Consider the following 18,960-nt stretch of genomic DNA (forward strand, 5'->3'; position numbering starts at 1 on the left):
CGACGATCATAGGAACAGGCGTTCCAGGGGTCCCGCCGGAAGGGAAAGCTGCAGGAGTCCGGCAAAGATCAGCCAGATGACGAGACAGAAGGCGATGCCGATCGGCACCGTCAGCCAAAGCTTGCGGCGACCGAAGCCTGCCGCAACGAGGGCAAAGAGGACACCGGTGGCAATGGAGAAACCGGCGGTCTTGAGGAGCAGCATCTGCGCCGCAAGTCCGGCAACGACCCAGACCACCGGCCCGAACTCCTGCCGATCGCGCTTGGGGAAATCGCCACGATAGCCTTCGATCGCCGTCCAGACCGCAAGGCCGATCAGGGCAAAAGCGATCCACTCGGGAACCGTTGCCGGGCCCACCTGGGAATAGCCCGCCGTGCCTTTGACGCGCGCGACGTCGAAGAAGATCACGGCCGCAATCACCGCAAGCACCGCGGCAATGGCAAACGCCGCCCAATCAGGGCGACGCTTTTCGGTGGATGTTTCAGGATGGTCCAAGCTCATTTGACCAGCCCGATGTCCTTCAGGATCGTTTCCGTAGCGCTGATGTCCTTGGCGAGCTGCTCTTCGAAGGCGTCGCCTGCGAGATAGGTATCGGCCCAGCCCTTGGTCTTCAGCGTTTCCTGCCAGGTTGCGGACTTGGCAAGCTTTTCGACGTCGGCGAGAACGGCAGCCTTCTGCTCGTCCGTGAGGCCGGGAGGGGCGGCAACCATGCGCCAGTTCTGCAGCACCACGTCGTAGCCCGATTCCTTCAGCGTCGGCGCGTCGACGCCGTTGATGCGCTCTTCGCTGGAGATGGCGAGCAGGCGAAGCGCGCCGGACTCGACCTGCGACTGGAACTCGCCATAGCTGGAGATGCCGGCCGTGACCTGGCTGCCGAGGATGGCGGCAAGCGCTTCACCGCCACCGGAATAGGCGATGTAGTTGATCTTCGTCGGATCAACGCCGGCAGCCTTGGCCAGCAGGCCGACAGCGATGTGGTCGGTGCCGCCGGCGGAGCCGCCAGCCCAGGAGACCGCGCCCGGATCAGCCTTCAGCGCCTCGACGAGCTGGTCGATGGACTGGATCTCGGACGATGCCGGAACGACGATCGCCTCGTATTCGCCGGTCAGGCGGGCAATCGGGGTGACATCTTTCAGAGTAACAGGCGCCTGGTTCGTCAGGATCGCGCCGACCATGACGTAGCCGCCGACGATCAGAGCGTTCGGATTGCCCTTCTGCTGGCTGGCGAACTGGGCGATGCCGATGGTGCCGCCGGCGCCCGGGACGTTGACGACCTGAACATTGCCGGAGATGCCTTCTTCCTGCAGGGCGGCCTGCAGCGAGCGGGCCGTCTGGTCCCAGCCGCCGCCGGGGGCTGCCGGTGCCATGATGGTATAGTCGGCGGCATAGGCAGGCAGCGCGAGCGCGCCCGCAAGAATCGATGCGAGAAAGAATTGTTTCAAGGGTGTATCCTCCATAGGCGCTCAGGGCGCGAAAGTTTGATTATGCGAAGGGATGTCTCTCCGTCGCCTGATCATGGCGCGGCCTTCCTCCCATCGCATCGACGCACCGCCTCCACGGACGCCGAATGACCTAAGCCATCACATCTAGCTGACATCTACCTGACATCGGACAGCCGATTCGCCCCTGAGGTCTGCAGAGCGGGCATTACTGCAGGCGCAGGACCTCGTTCCAGCGCGAAATCAGCCGTGCCCGCTTCACCTGGTCGAGATAGACCATCAGGCCGAGGCTCACCGGAACCGGCTTTAGCTGCCCTCCGAGCATCTCGCGCATTGTGGTGGCGGTATTGTTGCCGGAAACCTCCGGGCTGACCGCCGGGATCTGCAGCTCGCGCGCCATGATCGTCTGGCCTTCCTTCGACATGAAGAACTCCAGGTAGCGGCGTCCGAGCTCCGGCGAAGACGCCGCCTGCGGCACCAGACCGATGCGCGACATCACCACGGTGTAGTCCTTCGGCAGCACGATGCCGACATCGGGGTGGCGCGAGGCCCAGTCGGCGGCATAGGAGCCGAGGATATTGTAGCCGAGGACGAAGCGCCCGTCGGCTACCCTTTCCAGGATCGCCTGACTGGTGGAGTAGAGCTTGACGCCGGCCGCGCCCATGGTGCGGATCACCGACCAGATGTCGCCGAACTGCTCCTGGTCGCGCGACATGAAGAGAAAGCCGACCCCGGAACGCTCGATGTCGTAGGTGCCGATCCGGCCATAGACGGCGTCGCCCCGGCGGTTGAGGAATTCGACGAACTCCGCGCGGGTCGACGGCGGCGCCTCATCCACGAAGCTCGGCTTGTGATACACGAAGACGGCCGGTTCGAAGGTCAGCGCATAGGCGGTGTCGCGCCAGTTGGCCCAGGCGGGCCAGCGGTCGCTCATCGGCAGCTCGCTCCGCTGCGCGTAGCCGTCGTTGGCGAGCTTTACCTGCAGGTCCATCGCCGACGAGAAGGCGAAATCGGCGCTCTTCTTCCCGGCATCGGTTTCCCGCACGATACGGTCGTAGATCTCGCCCGTCAGCATTTCCTCGTAATGCACCGCCACATCCCGGTTGGCGGACTGGAAGCCGGCGATCATCGGCTTGGCCAGCGGCTCGTCGAGCGAGGAATAGACGACGAGAATTTGGGCATCGCCGCGACCGGACAGAGCCGGGTAGACGGTCACCGTCGCCTGTGCCGTACGAGCGTCCAGAAATCCCAAGAGGGCCATGATGAAGAGCAGCAACGGCATGCCGCGACCATGCACCAGTAGGGTATCCGAGACAAGAAGGGGTCAGCAGGGCGCTTGTTTTCGCTGCCGCCCTCATTACCTGTCACCGGTCCCGCAGCCTCGCTGCCTTTTTTAACAAGGACCTCCCCATGTCGCTCTCGCTCTATGACGTCAGCATCCCCGTCTTCCTGCGCGCCTTCCAGAACCTTTCCGAAATCCTGAAGAAGGGCGAGGCCTTCGCCGACGAGAACGCGATTTCCCATTCGGACCTGCTGGAGGCCCGTCTGGTTCCCGACATGGCGCCGCTGACGGCGCAGATCCAGCGCGTCAGCGATACGGCAAAATTCGTCGCCGTCCGCCTCGGCGGCATCGACAATGTGCCGATGGAGGACAACGAGACGAGTTTTGCGGATCTGCAGGCGCGGATCGAGAAGACAGTCGCTCTTCTGCGTTCGCTGCCGTCGGATGCCATGGATGGCAAGGACGAGATTGAGGTGGTGCTGAAAAGCCGCGACAGCTCCAGAACCTTCACGGGCCGCGACTATCTCCTCGGCTTTGCCATTCCGAACTTCTACTTCCATGTCACTACGGCCTACGCCCTGCTGCGGCACAAGGGCGTTCCGATCGGCAAGATGGACTATCTCGGCCGCACCTCGTAGAGCGTGCTGCCACGTCGTGACAGAGCCGGCGCTCCCCGGTAGAATGACACCAGTGGGGAGCGATCGTGCGGATACTTCTAGTCGAGGATAACCAGGCGCTGGCGGAGGGTCTCTCGACGATCCTGCGCGGCAGCGGCTATGCGGTCGATGCCGTGGCCGACGGCGCCTCGGCGGAGGCCGTCGCCGCCGCCGAGGTCTATGACCTGGTGATCCTCGACCTCAACCTTCCCGAGATGGACGGCCTCGACGTGCTGCGCTCCATGCGCGCGCGCCACAACAAGGCGGCGGTGATGATCCTCACCGCCCGCGGCACCCCCGAGGAACGGGTGCGGGGTCTCGACCTCGGCGCCGACGACTACATGATCAAGCCCTTCGATATCGCCGAGTTCGAGGCACGCATCCGCGTCCTGCTGCGGCGACAGGCGGGCCTGCGTTCCTCCATCATCCAGCACGGCGGCGTCACCCTCGATCTCGCGTCGCGCACCTTCAGCAGCGACGGCGTGCCGCTCGACATCCCGGCGCGCGAAGTGGCCCTCCTGGAGCTCCTGTTCCTGCGCGCCGGCAAGGTCGTCTCCAAGGATGCCATCGTCCAGTCGCTGACCGGCTTCGGCGATGATCTTTCGGCAAACGCCATCGAGCAATATGTCAGCCGCCTGCGTCGCCGCCTCAGCCTGCACGGGCTGACGGTCAAGACCGCGCGCGGGATCGGATATTATCTCGAAACGGTCACGCCCGCGTCATGACCGCACTGGCGACGCCTCTCGCAGTACAGGCCTATTCGCTGCGCCGGCGGCTGCTCGCCTGGCTGCTCCTGTCCACCGCCGTGATCGGCATGCTGGCGCTCACCGATACCTGGCGCGAGGCGGTGAAGACCGCAAACGAGGTGTCCGACCGGGTGCTGATGGGCTCGGCGCTGGCGATCGCCGAACGGGTGATCGTCTCTGAAAACGGCGACCTGGAGGTCGACATTCCCTATGTGGCGCTGGAGATGCTGACCTCGGCCGCTCAGGACCGGGTCTTCTACCGCGTCGATGGACCGCCGGGCACCTTCATCACCGGCTACCAGAACCTTCCGTCGATACCGCGCGCGGAGGGACAGGAGACCGCCTTTCGAGACGCCACCTTCCGCGGCGAGCCGATCCGCGTCGCGGCGCTGGCGCGCTCGGCCTCGACGGGTATCAACTCGGTGCCCTTCCTCGTGACGGTCGCCGAAACGACGATTGCCCGTCAGCAGCTGATGCAGACGATCCTCATCCGCTCGGCGGTCAGGCTGCTGTTCATGATCCTCGGTGCGGCGGTGATCGTCTGGGTGGCGGTCACCGTGTCGCTGCGGCCGCTCTACCGCTTCAGCGAGGCGATCGCCCAGCGCAGCCCCGACGACCTCCATCCGATCGTCGAGCGGGTGCCAAGCGAGGTGCAGGGGCTCGTCGATACCGTCAACTCCTTCATGGTGCGGCTGGAATCGGCGCTCGAGGCACTGCGCCATTTCACCGGCAACGCCAGCCACCAGCTCCGCACGCCGCTCGCGATCGTCCGCACGCAACTGGCGATCGCCGCCCGCGCCCCGGACCCGCAGGCTGAAAGGGAGGCGGTGGCAAAGGCGGATGCCGCCGTCGCCGATGGCGAGCGCATCCTGGGGCAACTGCTGCTGATGGCGAGGATCGACGCGGCAACCCGCGCCGCGTCGCTGCAGGACACGGATCTCTCTGCCCTGGCTCAGTCGCTGACGGCAGACCATGTGCCGCTCGCCGCGGAAGCCGGCATCGACCTCGGTTTCGAAGGGCAGGATGCGGCGCATGTGCTGGCCGAACCGCTCCTGATCGGCGAGTTGTTGAAGAACCTGATCACCAACAGCCTGCTTTATGCGGGCCGCGGTGCAGAGGTCACGGTCCGGGTGGCGCGACACGCAGGCGCGGTCGTCCTCGAGGTCGAGGACAATGGTCCCGGCATCCCGCCGGACAGGCGCGATGCGGCGCTGAGGCGCTTTGATCGCGGCGACCGCAGTGATGCCGCAGGCTCCGGGCTGGGGCTGCCGATCGTCGAGGAGATCGCCCGTCTCCACGGGGCAAGCCTGGTGCTGCTCGACGCACCGGCTGGTCGCGGTCTGGTGGTCAGGCTCCGCTTTGCTGCATCTGCCTAGCTAGGCCCGATGCACGACGGCACCGCCGATCCAGGTGCCTTTCATCGCAAGATCGTTGGTCAGCAGCACGAAGTCGGCATCTGAGCCGGGCTTCAGGGCACCCTTGCGCTGATCGAGGCGCGCCGCTTCGGCGGGATAGGCCGAGACCATTCGCAATGCCTCCTCCAGCGGCAGCGCCAGCGTCCGGTGCAGGAAACGGACCGAGGCGAGCATGTCGATGTCGGCGCCGGCCAGCGTGCCGTCCGCAAGTGTCAACCGACCGTCGCGGCGCAGGATCTCGCGCCCGTTGAGCATGAAGCTCGTAAGGTCGGTACCGATCGGCGACATCGCGTCGGTGACGACGAAGATCCGGCCAGGCCCCTGCTTTGCTCGCAGCGCAAGTCCCATGGCCGCCGGATGGACGTGGATACCGTCGGCGATCAGCCCGGCGTGTAGGTGCCCGTTGTCGAGCGCTGCCCCGACCATCCCCGGCTCGCGGTGCCCGAGCGGGCTCATGGCGTTGAAGAGATGGGTCACCGTGCTGGCGCCGGCCTTCGCATAGCGCTCGACGGTGTCGAAGCCGGCGTCGGTATGGCCGAGGCTGACGATGAAGCCGGCGGCGGCAAGCCGGGACACCTGCGCCTCGGTGACGCTCTCCGGCGCAACCGTGATCATCATCGCAGGGAAGACGTCCCGGCACGACAGGAGAAGATCGAGGTCCGCAGTGTCCATCGGGCGGATCAGCGCCGGGTCATGGGCGCCCTTGCGCGCCAGCGAGAGATGCGGGCCTTCCAGATGCAAGCCGGCAAAGCCCGGCATGTTCTCTGCAACGGCCTGCCGTCCGGCGGTGATGACGGCCGCTGTCGTCTCGGGCGTGTCCGTGATCAGCGTCGGCAGGAGGGCGGTGGTGCCGAAGCGGGCATGGGCGCTGCAGATGGTGCGCAGGCCCTCGACGGTCGGCTCGTCGTTCAGCATCACGCCGCCGCCGCCGTTGACCTGCAGGTCGACGAAGCCTGGTACGACGATGCCGCCCTCACAGGAAACGATCTCGGCGCCGGCAGGAATGTCCGTTTCCGGACCGATGGACGCCACCTGGCCACCGGATACGACGAGCGCTGCGTCCTCGTGCCAAGTCTCGCCGTCGAAGATGCGCGCGCCGCGTATTGCCGAAAGGGTCATTTCGTCTCCGTCACCTTCTTGAGTGCCGCAGGGGCGTCGGGGTTGAAGCCGCGCGAACGCGACCACGCCTCCACGAAGCCGTAGAACGGCAGGATGAGGCAGAGCGCGTCCGTCAGCGGGTGTCCCGTTGCCACGAAGGGAAGCGCATTCGCCTTGCCGGCATTGTTCGAGGTGACGAAGGCCAGCGCTCCCTTCTCGACAAGGCCGTCGGCGATCTCGACGACTGAGCCTTCGGCTGCGTCGCGCGCGGCGAAGGCGACGATGGGGAAGCGGTAGTCCACGAGCGCCACGGGTCCGTGAAGGACTTCGGCCGAGGAATAGGCCTCCGCATGCATGTTGGAGGTTTCCTTGAACTTCAGTGCCGCCTCGCTGGCGATCGCAAGGGCCGGACCGCGGCCGAGCATGAAGAGGGACTCCGCGTCGCCGAGCTGGCCGGCAAGATCGTTCCATTCCAGCGCCACCGCCTTGCGGCAGACGGTGGGAAGATCTCGGAGCGCCGACCGCAGCGCATCGTCATCCACCCATTCCGCCAGGACGGCAAGACCGGCGACGATCGAATTGAAATAGGATTTCGTCGCTGCCACCGCGAGTTCCGGCCCGGCCTGGATGTCGATCGCATGGCTGGAGGCATCGGCGATCGGCGATTGCAGCGTGTTGGTGAGCGCGATGCTGAGCGCGCCGGCATCGGTGGCCGCCTGCGCCATAGCGACGATATCCGGGCTCTTGCCCGACTGCGAGATGGCGATGGCGGCGCCGCCGGCCAGCTTCATCGGCGCGTGGTAGATGGAAGCGAGCGACGGCCCGAGCGAGGCGACCGGCCGGCCGGTGGTCAGTTCGATCGCATATTTGATGAAGGTGGCCGCGTGGTCGGAGGAGCCGCGGGCAATGGTGACGAGGAAGGCGGGATCGCGCTCCCTAAGGGCGCGCCCGGCAGCCGCCAGTTCGGCACCGGACTGGTCGAGCAGCCGTGCTACCGCCTCCGGTATCTCGTTGATCTCCTGGCGCATATGGGTCTGCATTGCTTATTCTCCCAGCGTGAGCTCGGCGACGAAATCATAGGCATCGCCGCGGTAAAGGGACCGCGTGAACTCCACCACGCGCCCGGAGGCGAGGTAGGAGATGCGTTCGATGGAAAGGCCCGCGGCACCGATAGGCACGGCCAGCAGCCCGGCGTCCGGGTCCTTCAGGTTGCAGGCGGAAATTCGCTGGATCGCCCGCACCGGGCGGGCATCCTTCTTCTGCAGTTGCGCGTAGAGCGACGAGGTGACCGCATCCGGATCCGGCAGGAATTCAGCCGAGAGGCTTGCCCGTTCGATCGCCAGCGGCAGATCGTTGGCAATGCGAAGCCGGCCGATCCGCGCCACCATGGTGCCGGCCGTCAGGCCAAGCATCATCGTCTCCTCCGGCGACGGCGGGAAGAGGCCTCGCTCCAGCCATTCCGATCGCGTCACGAGGCCGCGGCGCGCCATGTCCTCGGTGAACGAGGTGAGCTGCGAGAGCGGCTGCTGCACGCGCGCAACAGGCTTCACGACGAAGGTGCCGGAGCCCTGGCGGCGCATCAAAAGCCCGTCGCGGACAAGGTCGTCCACCGCCTTGCGGACGGTGACGCGGCTGACGCTGGCGTATTCGGCGAGATCCCGTTCGGCGGGAAGCGCCGCGCCATGGCCGAGCCGGCCGGAACTGATCGCCTCTTCCAGCGTCTGACGGAGCTTGAGGTAGAGTGGCCCGGCGCTTGCGGACTGCAGGCTGGCGAGCGGCAGGATAGCGGAAAGGGTCTCGCTCATGGATCGACAGCCTCCCGCTGGAAGGCCTGCACGGCAAGGGCCACGGCGCCGGTCAGCGCATCCGCCAGCGGTTCGGCGAGACGGCTGCGATGACGGTCTGCGAGATAGGCCGGATAAATGTGCGACAGACCGCCGAGCAGGCAGAGCCGCCCTTCGCCGCCCGTCAGGTCCACGACGGCGTCCAGCGCGTCGTCCACATGCTTTGCCGCCTCGCCCATCAGCCGCAGCGCCGTCGGATCGCCGTCGGCGGCGAATTGCACCACGCGGGGCGCATAGCGACCGAATTCGCCCGGATGCGCGGATCGCGCGAAATCGACCACCTTGGTCGGATCGTGGCTGAATTCGTCGAGGATCGAGGTGGTGAGTGCGCTTGTCGGGCGGATCCCGTCATGCGCCAGCAGGCTCTCCTGAAGGGCCGCATGGCCGATGCGCGCACCGCCGCCAAGATCGCCGACCTGGAAACCCCAGCCGCCGAGATAGTGGAGAATGCCATGACGGCGGGCGATGAAGATCGTGCCGGTGCCGACAATGGCGATGGCGCCATCGGCGTCGCCCACCGCGCCCTGCAGGGCGATCAGTCCGTCCGACACGATCTGCGCCTGCTGGAAGGGCAATCGTGTGGAGACGTAGGAGACGGCATCGCCGACATTGTTGCCGGCAACCCCGAGCAGCGCCGAACATGTCGACAGGAGATCAGGTGCAAGGCCGGCCTCCACCAGCGCCAGCCGCGCCGCCTCCTCGATATGGCGAAGGGCAGTGTCGGGATCGGTCAGGATATTGGAGGCGCCGCTGCGCCCACGGCCAAGGATGCGTCCGTCGCGTCCCGCCACGGCTGCCCGGCAACTCGTGCCGCCACCATCGATCCCGATAAAGTAATCCGTCATCATCGACCTCCGGCGGCAGGATACCAAAAAAATACCAATTACCAATACCGAATAGGAGTCGCAGCTGGTTAATGAAGGCAAGTCTCTGATAGAAATAGCGGAATTTGCCTCGTCAGGACCGGCCTTAGCCGCTTCTTCATAAATGTTAATTTTGTAGCTGGACAATTGGTATTTTTTTGGCATCATTTTGCCAGAGGGAGAAACGGATGAGCAGAACTGCCACCGAAGCCAGGCACGAGGAAGCGGTAGGGCTGGATGCCCGGCCTCCCCATGAGATTCTGGCGCTTCTCGCATCCGGCCAGCAGGCTGCCGCCGCGGCCGTCGATGCAGCCATTCCCGACATAGAGGCAGGCGCGGAACTTGTCGCCCAGACCATTCGCTCCGGCGGCAAGCTCGTTTATGCCGGCGCCGGCAGCTCCGGTCTGATGGCCATGGCTGATGCCCTCGAGCTGCCCGGCACCTACGGCATCGCCAAGGATAAGATCGTCATCCTGCTCGCCGGCGGCGTGTCGAGCCTTACCGATCTGGCGGGTGCACCCGAGGACGATGTTGAGCAGGCGCGCCGGGATGCGGCGATCGTCGAGCCCGGTGATTGCGTCATCTGCGTCTCCGCCAGCGGCTCGACGCCTTCGGCTCTGGCCATTGCAGAGGAAGCGCGCCGGCGCGGTGCCAAGGTCGTCGCCCTCGCCAACAATCCGGGCGCCAGGCTTTTTGCGCAGGCGGACGTCTCGATCCTCCTGCAGACGCCGCCCGAAGTGATTGCCGGCTCGACGCGCATGGGCGCCGGCACGGCGCAGAAGATCGCCTTCAACATGCTCTCGACGCTGGCCGGCATCAAGCTCGGGCATGTGCATGATGGCCACATGGTCAATCTTTATCCCGACAACGAGAAGCTGCAGGCGCGGGCCGCGCGCATGGTGGCGGAAATCGCCGGCGTCGACGAGGGCAGGGCGGCGCAGTTGCTGGATACGGCTGGCGGCTCCGTCAAGGTGGCGGTGCTGCTGGCCTCCGGCGCGCCGGATGCCGATGCCGCCCGCGCTGCACTTGCCCGGTCGGGCGAGGCCCTGAGGCCGGCCCTGGCCGAGTTCGACGAGACACAAGAGTTCCACAAACGCGCCTGAAAGCGCGAACAAGAGGGAGAACGACATGACCCGCATACTGAAAGGCATGCTCTTTGCCACCACCGTGCTGGCCCCGGCCGGCATGGCATGGGCGCAGGAGACGACGCTCACCATCGAGAGCTGGCGTAACGACGACCTGCCGATCTGGCAGGAGAAGATCATTCCTGCCTTCGAAGCCAAGCATCCCGACATCAAGGTGACCTTCGCACCGATGGCGCCGACCGAGTACAATTCGGCTGTCAATGCAAAGCTCGAGGCCGGCACCGCCGGTGACCTGATCACCTGCCGGCCGTTCGACCTGACGCTCGCCATGTTCGAGAAGGGCCAGCTTGCGCCGCTGAACGACCTGCCGGGCATGGAGAACTTCTCCGACGTCGCCAAGTCCGCCTGGACCACGGACGATGGTGCCACAACCTTCTGCGTGCCGATGGCCTCCGTCATCCACGGCTTCATATACAACAAGGCCGCCTTCGAGGAAGTCGGCGTCGAGGTGCCGAAGACCGAAGACGAGTTCTTCGCCGTGCTGGAGAAGTTCAAGGAAGACGGCAACTACATCCCGCTGGCCATGGGCACCAAGGACCAGTGGGAAGCCGCGACCATGGGCTACTACAACATCGGCCCGAACGCCTGGAAAGGCGAGGAAGGCCGCAAGGCTCTGATCGCGGGCACGCAGAAGCTGACGGACGCCCAGTGGGTCGCGCCCTATGCGACGCTTGCCAAGTGGAAGGACTACCTCGGCGACGGCTTCGAGGCGCAGACCTATCCAGACAGCCAGAACCTCTTCACGCTCGGCCGCGCCGCCATCTATCCGGCCGGTTCCTGGGAGATCGCACCGTTCAAGAGCCAGGCCGACTTCGAGATGGGCGCCTTCCCGCCGCCGGTGAAGGCCGCAGGCGACCAGTGCTACATCTCCGACCACAACGACATCGGCATCGGCCTCAACGCCAAGAGCGGTAATGCTGAAGCCGCCAAGACCTTCCTGACCTGGGTCGCCTCGGCGGAATTTGCCGATCTCTATGCGAACTCGGCACCTGGCTTCTTCAGCCTGAACACGACCCCGGTCGTGATGCAGGATGAGCTCGCCCAGGAATTCGTCTCCTGGCGCCAGAACTGCGAAACGACGATCCGCCCGAGCGCGGCGATCGTCGGTCGCGGCGAACCGAACCTCGACCTGGAGATGTGGCGGGTGTCGGCCAATGTCATCAACGGCACGATGACACCGGAACAGGCCGCCGAGGAAACCCAGAAGGGTCTCGACAGCTGGTACAAGCCGGCAAACTGAACCTGCTCTAGAGGCAGCCCCTCATCCGCCCTGCCGGGCACCTTCTCCCCGTCACATCGGGGAGAAGGGAATTGCCGCGATCTCGAGCATCCCCTCTCCCCGCGTGCGGGGAGAGGGCTAGGGTGAGGGGCAGCCTTTACCCATCAAACCGACCTTATCCGGAACCCGAACATGAGCGACATCGACACCGCCGATCCTTCGATCGCTCCGCCGAAGCGCCCCGTGCGCTGGCACATTTTCGTGTTCCTGGCGCCGGCCTTCCTCGTCTACACGGCGGTGATGATCCTGCCGCTGATCGAGACGCTGCGGCTGTCGCTCTTCAATGTCGTCGACGGCACGATGGGTTTCGTCGGACTCGCCAATTTCCGGCGGCTGTTCGGCGATCCGCGGCTGGCCGCAGATTTTTGGAACGCGCTCTGGAACAACACGATCTTCTTCCTCATCCACATGGCCGTGCAGAACCCGATCGGGATTGCGCTAGCCGCCATGCTGTCGCTGCCGGGCCTGCGCTTTGCCGCCTTCTACCGCAGCGCCATCTTCGTGCCGACGCTTCTCTCCTTCGTCATCGTCGGCTTCATCTGGAAGCTCATTCTCTCGCCGATCTGGGGCATCGCGCCGGGCCTGATGGATCTCGTCGGCCTGAAATTCCTGTTCGGCCCCTGGCTCGGCAAGCCGGAGAGCGCGCTGATCGCCGTCTCGCTGATCTCCGTCTGGCAGTATGTCGGCATCCCGATGATGCTGATCTATGCCGCCCTCATCAATATTCCCGATGAGGTGCTGGAAGCTGCCGAATGCGACGGAATCACCGGCTGGAGCCAGTTCTGGAAGATCAAGCTGCCGCTGATCCTGCCCTCGATCGGCATTATTTCGGTACTCACCTTCGTCGGCAATTTCAACGCCTTCGACCTGATCTACACGGTGCAGGGCGCGCTCGGCGGACCCGATGGCGCCACCGACATCCTCGGCACGCTGCTCTACCGCACCTTCTTCGGCTTCCAGAACCAGATGGGCAACCGGCCGATGGGGGCAACCATTGCGACCGTGATGTTCCTGATCATCCTCGCCGGTGTCTCGCTCTATCTCTTCGTCATCCAGCGGCGCATCCGCCGCTATCAGTTCTAGAAGGAGCCGCCGATGTCGAAAGCCCGCTCCTCGCCGTTCCGCAGCAGCCTCATCCATCTGGCATTGATCAGCTACACGCTGATCGCGCTGTTTCCGGTGTTCCTGACGCTGGTGAACTCGCTGAAGAGCCGCAATGCGATCTTCCGCGAGCCCATGGCGCTGCCGACGCCCACGACCTTCAGCCTCGTCGGCTATGAGACGGTGTTGAGCCAGGGCGACTTCCTCGGCTATTTCCAGAACAGCATGGTCGTCACGGTGGTCTCCATCGCGCTGGTGCTTCTGTTTGGTGCCATGGCGGCCTTCGCGCTGTCCGAATACCGCTTCCGGGGCAACACGCTGCTGGGCCTCTACCTGGCGCTCGGCATCATGATCCCGATCCGCCTCGGCACGGTCGCCATCCTGCAGGGCATGGTGGCGACGGGGCTCGTCAACACGCTGACCGCTCTGATCCTCGTCTACACGGCGCAGGGCCTGCCGCTCGCCATCTTCATCCTCTCGGAGTTCATGCGCACCGTCTCCGACGACCTGAAAAGCGCCGGCCGTATCGACGGGCTGTCGGAATACGCGATCTTCTTCCGCCTCGTGCTGCCCTTGGTGCGCCCGGCCATGGCGACGGTCGCCGTCTTCACCATGATCCCGATCTGGAACGACCTCTGGTTCCCGCTGATCCTGGCACCGGGTGAGGAAACGAAGACGATCACGCTCGGCGCCCAGATGTTCATCGGCCAGTACGTCACCAACTGGAACGCCGTGCTCTCGGCCTTGTCGCTGGCGATCCTGCCGGTGCTCGTCCTCTACGTCATCTTCTCGCGGCAGTTGATCCGCGGCATTACCTCCGGAGCAGTGAAGTGAGTTCTTCAGACAAACCCGTCCGCGTCCTCGTCGCCGGCCTCGGCAACATGGGCCGCAGCCATGCGCTGGCCTACCACAACGATCCGGGCTTTCAGATCGTCGGCCTCGTCAACCGGTCCGAGGTGACGCTGCCGGAGGAACTGCAGGGCTACACGATCCATCCCACTTTTCCCGAGGCACTGGCGGCGCTGAAGCCCGACCTCTGCTCGATCTGCACCTATTCCGACAGCCATGCCGACTATGCGGTTGCCGCCTTCGAGGCCGGCTGCCATGTCTTCGTGGAAAAACCGCTGGCAACCACGGTGGCCGATGCCGAGCGCGTCGTGGCAGCCGCGAAGGCAGCCGACCGAAAGCTGGTGATCGGCTATATCCTGCGCCATCACCCGTCCTGGATGCGGCTGATCGAGGAGGCCCGCAAGCTCGGGCCGCCTTACGTCTTCCGCATGAACCTCAACCAGCAGTCCTCGGGCCCCACCTGGGAGACCCACAAGGCGCTGATGCAGACAACCTCGCCGATCGTCGATTGCGGCGTCCACTATGTCGACGTCATGTGCCAGATCACCGACGCCAGGCCCGTGCAGGTGCGCGGGATGGGCCTGCGCCTCTCCGACGAGGTGGCACCCGACATGTACAACTACGGCCATCTGCAGGTGATGTTCGACGACGGCTCCGTCGGCTGGTACGAGGCCGGCTGGGGCCCGATGATTTCCGAGACCGCCTTCTTCGTGAAGGATGTCATGTCGCCGAAGGGCTCCGTCTCGATCGTCATGGATCCCAACGCCAAGTCCGACGACATCGACACCCACACCAAGACCTCGGTGATCCGCCTCCACACCGCCGAGACCGGCCCAAACGGCAAGTTCCTGCGCCCGGACGAGGATCTGGCCATGGCCGGCGAGCCAGGGCACCAGGACCTCTGCGATCTGGAGCAGGCTTATGTGCTCAAAGCCATCCGCGAGGATATCGATCTAGACCGCCACATGGACGATGCCGTCCAGTCGCTGCGCATCTGCCTGGCGGCGGACCAGAGCGTGCGCACCGGCGCGCCGGTCATTCTGTAAGCCGGTCACAGTTTGAAGGAAGACGCCCTTGGGTTCGCTGCAACTGACCTCCATCCGCAAGGCCTTCGGCACCCATGAGGTGCTGAAGGGGATCGATCTCGACGTCAAGGACGGCGAGTTCGTGATCTTCGTCGGACCCTCCGGCTGCGGGAAGTCGACGCTGCTGCGGGTGATCGCGGGACTGGAGGATGCCACCTCCGGCAGCGTCCGGATCGACGGCGCCGAGGTCATCAACACACCGCCCGCCAAGCGCGGCATCGCCATGGTGTTCCAGTCCTACGCGCTCTATCCGCACTTGACGGTGAAGGACAACATGGGCCTTGGCCTGAAGCAGGCGGGCGAGGAGAAGAGCGTCATCGAGGCGCGCGTTGCCAAAGCGTCGGGCATGCTGTCGCTCGATCCCTATCTCGCCCGCCGCCCCTCCGAACTTTCCGGTGGCCAGCGCCAGCGCGTCGCGATCGGCCGCGCCATCGTCCGCGAGCCGAAGCTTTTCCTGTTCGACGAGCCGCTGTCCAACCTCGACGCGGCGCTGCGCGTGCAGACGCGGCTGGAGATTGCAGCCCTGCACCGGCGCCTCAAGGCGACGATGATCTACGTCACCCACGACCAGGTGGAGGCCATGACGCTTGCCGACAAGATCGTCGTGCTGAACGCCGGCGCCATCGAGCAGATCGGCTCGCCGATGGAGCTCTACAATCGGCCGGCCAACCTCTTCGTCGCGGGCTTCATCGGCTCGCCGCAGATGAATTTGATCGAGGCGGGGCGCCTCGGCGAGGCGGGTGCGAAGACGGTCGGCATCCGCCCGGAGCACATCGCGCTGTCGCGCGACAGCGGCACCTGGCAGGGCAGGGTCGAGCACGTTGAGCACCTGGGGGCCGATACCATCGTCTACATCGAGACGGAAAAGACCGGGCTTCTGACGGTGCGCCTCTTCGGCGAACACGCCTACGCGCCCGACGACACGGTCTTCGCCACGCCCGACACGGCAAGCCTCCACCGCTTCGACGAGGGCGGCAGGGCGATCCGCGGCTGATACCCTATTCCGCGACGGTCGAGATGATGGTGTTTTCCAGCGACCGGCCGACGCGGTTGATCTGTTCGCCATAGGTCCGCCGCGTGTTGGGATCGAAGACCGCGATCGGCGCGCTGACCGTGGCGCTGGCCACGCCGCCGACCGTCTGCGCGGTGCCGAGCGCAATGGCGCCGAGCCGGTCGCCGAGTGCCACATCCGAGGTGGTGATCTCCTGGCCGGCGAGCAGCCGCGATCCGATCAGTTGCACCACCTGCGGGCTCTGCGCGAACTTGCCGTGGTTCAGCGTATCGCCGCTCTTCAGCGCGGTGAGGTCGAGCACCGTGATCCCGGCCTTCTCGAACTCCGTGCGATAGGGTTCCACCGTCGGGTCGACCTGGCCCAGCCGGTCGATGCTGCCGGAAATGCGTCGCGACAGCTGCAGCGCCCGGTCGTCGCGCGAGACGAACAGCGTGAAGTTGGGGCCGGGCTTGCCGATGGTGTCGAGCTGCTGGCCGAACACGTCGACGTCGAGATCCGGCGAGGCGAGGATGACGTTGCTGATCTTCGGCGCCACGCGCCCGTCGCGGATCGCCATCTGCCGCAGCGCCTCCACCGTCAGCCAGGAGCCCATCGAATGGGCCATGATCACGATGTCCTTGACCTGCGGATTGTCGGCGATCTGGTCCAGCACATCCTCCAGCCCGTCGCGGGAGTAGTTGGCGCTTTCCTTGTCGTAATTGTAGTCGAAGATCGAGGCGCGCGACGGCCAGGTGAAGAGCACGGGCGCCGCCTCGGTGCCGGAATCATGGACGATCTGCGCGAAGCGGTAGACGGCCTCCTCGTACCGGTTGTTGAAGCCGTGCACGAAGACGAAGACCCGCTTGCTCGGCGGCAGGTGCTGCGACAGCCATCGGCCCGCCTCGGCCTCGCCCTTCACTGGCGCGACGCGGACGGTGGCGAATTCCTTTGACGGATTCGCCGGCAGCCGCTTCGGCCACTGCACTTCGCCTACCTCGCGGTTGGCTGCGGGCGGAATGGAGACGGCAATGTCGGTCGCTTCGAGGTCCCGGCCGCGCTCGCCGGAAAACAGGATACCCGGATCCTTCGACGGCTGACGCGTGGTGGCCACCAGGATATCCACCTGCTCCCCCGGCGCCGTCGCTGCCGCCGCCGTCGGGATCAAAACCCCTTCCGGCCGCCCCGCGCAGCCCGAAAGGCTCACCGCAAGAAGCAGAGGGAGAAGCGCCAGCAGGCGGCGTGGGTGAGGAGCGGCGCCGGTGTTCATGGGGGTATTCAGCGGGAATGGGGGCGGATGTCAATGCTGGGGGGTGGGGGAATTGCAGGTTGTGAAAGGCTGTATCTATGGCAGGATAAAGCAATAAGGGGAGGGGCTTGGCAATGTGGAAGTCGATTATTGCGTGTTCGCTTTGGTTGTTTGCAAGTAGCGCCGCTGCTCAGACGGATGCTGACTACGCACCGTTCCTTCTTCTGGACGAGGTGCCGAACGTCATAGCTCTCAACGGCGAGATTAACTTCCGGGCTCCCTTGGCTTTTCGCCGTGCGCTTGCGGCGAGACCGCAGGTCGATACCTTGGTCTTGAGCAGTGACGGGGGCTCCGTACAAGCGGCGCTGCTGATTGCCGAGGAAGTGTTCGAACGAAAGCTGGCCACGCTCATCCTGCCCGAGATGCAGTGCCTCTCAGCCTGCTCGTTGATCTTCTTCGCTGGTCAGCAGCGGATTGTTGAAGGAAGCTTGGGGGTCCATCAAATATCTGGCGGTGGAGACCTGCAGGAGGCGCAGCTTAACCTGTCAGATATCCTTGAGGTCCTCGCGAAGTACGACGTGCCGCAGCCGGTCATCACCCGGATGCTACGGACATCACCGGATGACATGTATGTCTTTTCAGATGCCGAAGTTGCGAGTTTAGGACTCATCCGCACTCTGGAACCGAAGTCAGAGACCCAAGTGCCCACTCATCCGCCAACTACAAATTTTGCCAACCAAGAAAAGATGGCAGAGGCCTTCATACTTGGAGTGATAATGGCCGGATCGTTGCCGCGTGACGAACTGATCGGTGTGGCCACCAACATCTACGCCGACAACGTGAATTTCTACGGAAAGGATGTCACCAAGGAGGAAGTTCTGGCGGACAAATACAAGTATGTCGAGCGCTGGCCCATGAGAGCTTCAACGGCAAGGCCCGCCACTATCCAGTCGTCGTGCACTCAAGACATCTGTCGGATCACGGGCGTATATGACTGGGCTGTGTTGGATACCAGCCGGAAAAAATCTGCAAAAGGGAGTGCAACCTTCGAGTATTATCTTCGCGTGGGTGCTGGCTACAAAATAATAGCAGAGAACGGAAAGGTCCTTGAAAGAAGCGCAAATCCGTAAAGAAACGTTGGGTGGAAAAATTTGGTGGAGCTAAGCGGGATCGAACCGCTGACCTCTTGCATGCCATGCAAGCGCTCTCCCAGCTGAGCTATAGCCCCATCAGGGTGGTCCGGGAAAATCGTTCCGGTCCTGGGAAACTCCAAGCGTGTCGCCCGGAGTGGCGGCTTGATACTTCCGGTTTGGGGAGAGTGCAAGCCATATTTGATGGCCCGGCGAATTTTCTCGTCCGCCGGGCGTGGGAATTGTGGATCAGACTTCGTCGTCGTCGCCGGTCACGCCGATGATGCCGCTCACATCGTCGTTGTCGTCGTCTTCGTCCGCTTCCAGGAAGGTGTCGTCGTCGTCGTCATCGCCTTCGATCTCGACGTCGTCGTCGCCCATGTCCGGCAGATCGTCGCCGCTGGAATCGTCGCTGTCGTCGGTGGTCGTCAGTTCGACCTCCGGGTTCTCGGCGTCGACTTCCTGGACCTCTTCCTCTTCTGCCTGTTCCATCTTCTTCTGGGTCGTGTTCTCCTCGAAGAAGGAGAGCGGCCAGGATTTGCCGGAATAGGGCGAGACAACCGGGTTACGGTTGAGGTCGTAGAACTTCTTGCCGTTATCGGGGTCGGTGCGCTTGGTGCCGAGTTCCGCTTTTGCCACTGTGAAAGCCTCGTGAGTCTGGCCGATCAAGGTCGGCTTGCCGCCGCCGGAGCGGCTGTCAACGGGTAATGAAAACTAGCCGGTCCCCTTAAGGCCTGCGCCCTTTCCTGTCAAAGGTAAACTTGACCGTTAGAGCAGAGGGCGAAATTAGC

Annotated in this window: 19 protein-coding genes and 1 tRNA gene; 10 read left to right on the forward strand and 10 right to left on the reverse strand. The window is 64.5% G+C overall.

The genetic code is table 11. The annotated features are described in order from the left end of the window. Window positions 1–6 precede the first annotated feature (6 nt). The 3 genes from M1E10_RS08655 to M1E10_RS08665 all read right to left on the reverse strand — a co-directional run bounded on the left by M1E10_RS08655 (window position 7) and on the right by M1E10_RS08665 (window position 2,721). Complete coding sequence (locus M1E10_RS08655; protein WP_499175950.1) at window positions 7–501, reverse strand: tripartite tricarboxylate transporter TctB family protein; 495 nt, start codon at window positions 499–501, stop codon at window positions 7–9. After that, a complete protein-coding gene (locus M1E10_RS08660) occupies window positions 498–1,442 on the reverse strand; it encodes a Bug family tripartite tricarboxylate transporter substrate binding protein (protein WP_499175951.1) in 945 nt (314 codons plus the stop codon). The genes M1E10_RS08655 and M1E10_RS08660 overlap by 4 nt, the downstream gene beginning before the upstream one ends. 205 nt (window positions 1,443–1,647) lie before the next feature. Further along, window positions 1,648–2,721: an ABC transporter substrate-binding protein gene (locus M1E10_RS08665; protein WP_499175952.1), complete on the reverse strand. Its 1,074-nt coding sequence runs from the start codon at window positions 2,719–2,721 to the stop codon at window positions 1,648–1,650. 128 nt (window positions 2,722–2,849) lie between these two features. Here M1E10_RS08665 and M1E10_RS08670 point away from each other — a divergent pair, with 128 nt between their 5' ends. The 3 genes from M1E10_RS08670 to M1E10_RS08680 all read left to right on the forward strand — a co-directional run bounded on the left by M1E10_RS08670 (window position 2,850) and on the right by M1E10_RS08680 (window position 5,499). Further along, on the forward strand, window positions 2,850–3,359 hold the full coding sequence (locus M1E10_RS08670; protein ID WP_499175953.1) for a DUF1993 domain-containing protein: 510 nt from the start codon (window positions 2,850–2,852) through the stop codon (window positions 3,357–3,359). A gap of 65 nt (window positions 3,360–3,424) precedes the next feature. Further along, window positions 3,425–4,102 carry a response regulator transcription factor family protein gene (locus M1E10_RS08675; RefSeq protein ID WP_499175954.1) on the forward strand — a complete coding sequence of 226 codons (678 nt, stop codon included), beginning with the start codon at window positions 3,425–3,427 and terminating at the stop codon, window positions 4,100–4,102. Beyond that, window positions 4,099–5,499 carry a sensor histidine kinase gene (locus tag M1E10_RS08680; RefSeq protein WP_499175955.1) on the forward strand — a complete coding sequence of 467 codons (1,401 nt, stop codon included), beginning with the start codon at window positions 4,099–4,101 and terminating at the stop codon, window positions 5,497–5,499. Before M1E10_RS08675 ends, M1E10_RS08680 begins: the two co-directional genes overlap by 4 nt. On the opposite strand, the gene nagA is transcribed toward M1E10_RS08680, so the two are convergent. Genes nagA through M1E10_RS08700 form a run of 4 tightly spaced genes read right to left on the reverse strand, consistent with a single transcriptional unit; the run spans window position 5,500 to window position 9,325 of the window. Then, window positions 5,500–6,657 carry an N-acetylglucosamine-6-phosphate deacetylase gene (nagA, locus tag M1E10_RS08685; protein WP_499175956.1) on the reverse strand — a complete coding sequence of 386 codons (1,158 nt, stop codon included), beginning with the start codon at window positions 6,655–6,657 and terminating at the stop codon, window positions 5,500–5,502. Next, the gene (locus M1E10_RS08690) at window positions 6,654–7,676 is read right to left on the reverse strand and encodes an SIS domain-containing protein (protein ID WP_499175957.1); all 1,023 of its coding nucleotides are present in this window, start codon (window positions 7,674–7,676) and stop codon (window positions 6,654–6,656) included. Before M1E10_RS08690 ends, nagA begins: the two co-directional genes overlap by 4 nt. Before the next feature lie 3 nt (window positions 7,677–7,679). After that, window positions 7,680–8,441 carry a GntR family transcriptional regulator gene (locus M1E10_RS08695; RefSeq protein ID WP_499175958.1) on the reverse strand — a complete coding sequence of 254 codons (762 nt, stop codon included), beginning with the start codon at window positions 8,439–8,441 and terminating at the stop codon, window positions 7,680–7,682. After that, window positions 8,438–9,325, reverse strand: coding sequence for a glucosamine kinase nucleotide-binding domain-containing protein (locus M1E10_RS08700; protein WP_499175959.1), 888 nt, complete (start codon window positions 9,323–9,325; stop codon window positions 8,438–8,440). Before M1E10_RS08700 ends, M1E10_RS08695 begins: the two co-directional genes overlap by 4 nt. 206 nt (window positions 9,326–9,531) lie before the next feature. Between M1E10_RS08700 and M1E10_RS08705 the strand changes: the two genes are divergently transcribed. The 6 genes from M1E10_RS08705 (at window position 9,532) to M1E10_RS08730 (ending at window position 15,796) form a co-directional block, all read left to right on the forward strand. Next, a complete protein-coding gene (locus M1E10_RS08705; RefSeq protein ID WP_499175960.1) occupies window positions 9,532–10,446 on the forward strand; it encodes an N-acetylmuramic acid 6-phosphate etherase in 915 nt (304 codons plus the stop codon). Between the two features lie 25 nt (window positions 10,447–10,471). Next, entirely contained in the window at window positions 10,472–11,728 is a 1,257-nt protein-coding gene (locus tag M1E10_RS08710; protein ID WP_499175961.1) for an ABC transporter substrate-binding protein, read from the forward strand. Window positions 11,729–11,899: 171 nt separating this feature from the next. After that, a complete protein-coding gene (locus tag M1E10_RS08715; protein ID WP_499175962.1) occupies window positions 11,900–12,850 on the forward strand; it encodes a carbohydrate ABC transporter permease in 951 nt (316 codons plus the stop codon). A gap of 12 nt (window positions 12,851–12,862) precedes the next feature. Continuing rightward, on the forward strand, window positions 12,863–13,702 hold the full coding sequence (locus M1E10_RS08720; protein ID WP_499175963.1) for a carbohydrate ABC transporter permease: 840 nt from the start codon (window positions 12,863–12,865) through the stop codon (window positions 13,700–13,702). Window positions 13,703–13,749: 47 nt separating this feature from the next. Further along, window positions 13,750–14,763 carry a Gfo/Idh/MocA family protein gene (locus M1E10_RS08725; RefSeq protein ID WP_499177126.1) on the forward strand — a complete coding sequence of 338 codons (1,014 nt, stop codon included), beginning with the start codon at window positions 13,750–13,752 and terminating at the stop codon, window positions 14,761–14,763. Window positions 14,764–14,791: 28 nt separating this feature from the next. Then, complete coding sequence (locus tag M1E10_RS08730) at window positions 14,792–15,796, forward strand: ABC transporter ATP-binding protein (protein WP_499175964.1); 1,005 nt, start codon at window positions 14,792–14,794, stop codon at window positions 15,794–15,796. A gap of 4 nt (window positions 15,797–15,800) precedes the next feature. Here the strand turns inward: M1E10_RS08730 and M1E10_RS08735 are convergent, their stop codons facing one another. Beyond that, the gene (locus tag M1E10_RS08735) at window positions 15,801–17,060 is read right to left on the reverse strand and encodes an alpha/beta hydrolase (RefSeq protein ID WP_499175965.1); all 1,260 of its coding nucleotides are present in this window, start codon (window positions 17,058–17,060) and stop codon (window positions 15,801–15,803) included. 113 nt (window positions 17,061–17,173) lie between these two features. Between M1E10_RS08735 and M1E10_RS08740 the strand changes: the two genes are divergently transcribed. Continuing rightward, a complete protein-coding gene (locus tag M1E10_RS08740) occupies window positions 17,174–18,169 on the forward strand; it encodes a COG3904 family protein (RefSeq protein ID WP_499175966.1) in 996 nt (331 codons plus the stop codon). Window positions 18,170–18,191: 22 nt separating this feature from the next. Here M1E10_RS08740 and M1E10_RS08745 read toward each other — a convergent pair. After that, a tRNA-Ala gene (locus M1E10_RS08745) sits at window positions 18,192–18,267 on the reverse strand. 151 nt (window positions 18,268–18,418) lie between these two features. Then, the gene (locus M1E10_RS08750) at window positions 18,419–18,808 is read right to left on the reverse strand and encodes a TIGR02300 family protein (RefSeq protein ID WP_499175967.1); all 390 of its coding nucleotides are present in this window, start codon (window positions 18,806–18,808) and stop codon (window positions 18,419–18,421) included. Window positions 18,809–18,960 lie beyond the last annotated feature (152 nt).

Source organism: Rhizobium sp. PK7-22, from assembly GCF_056530405.1.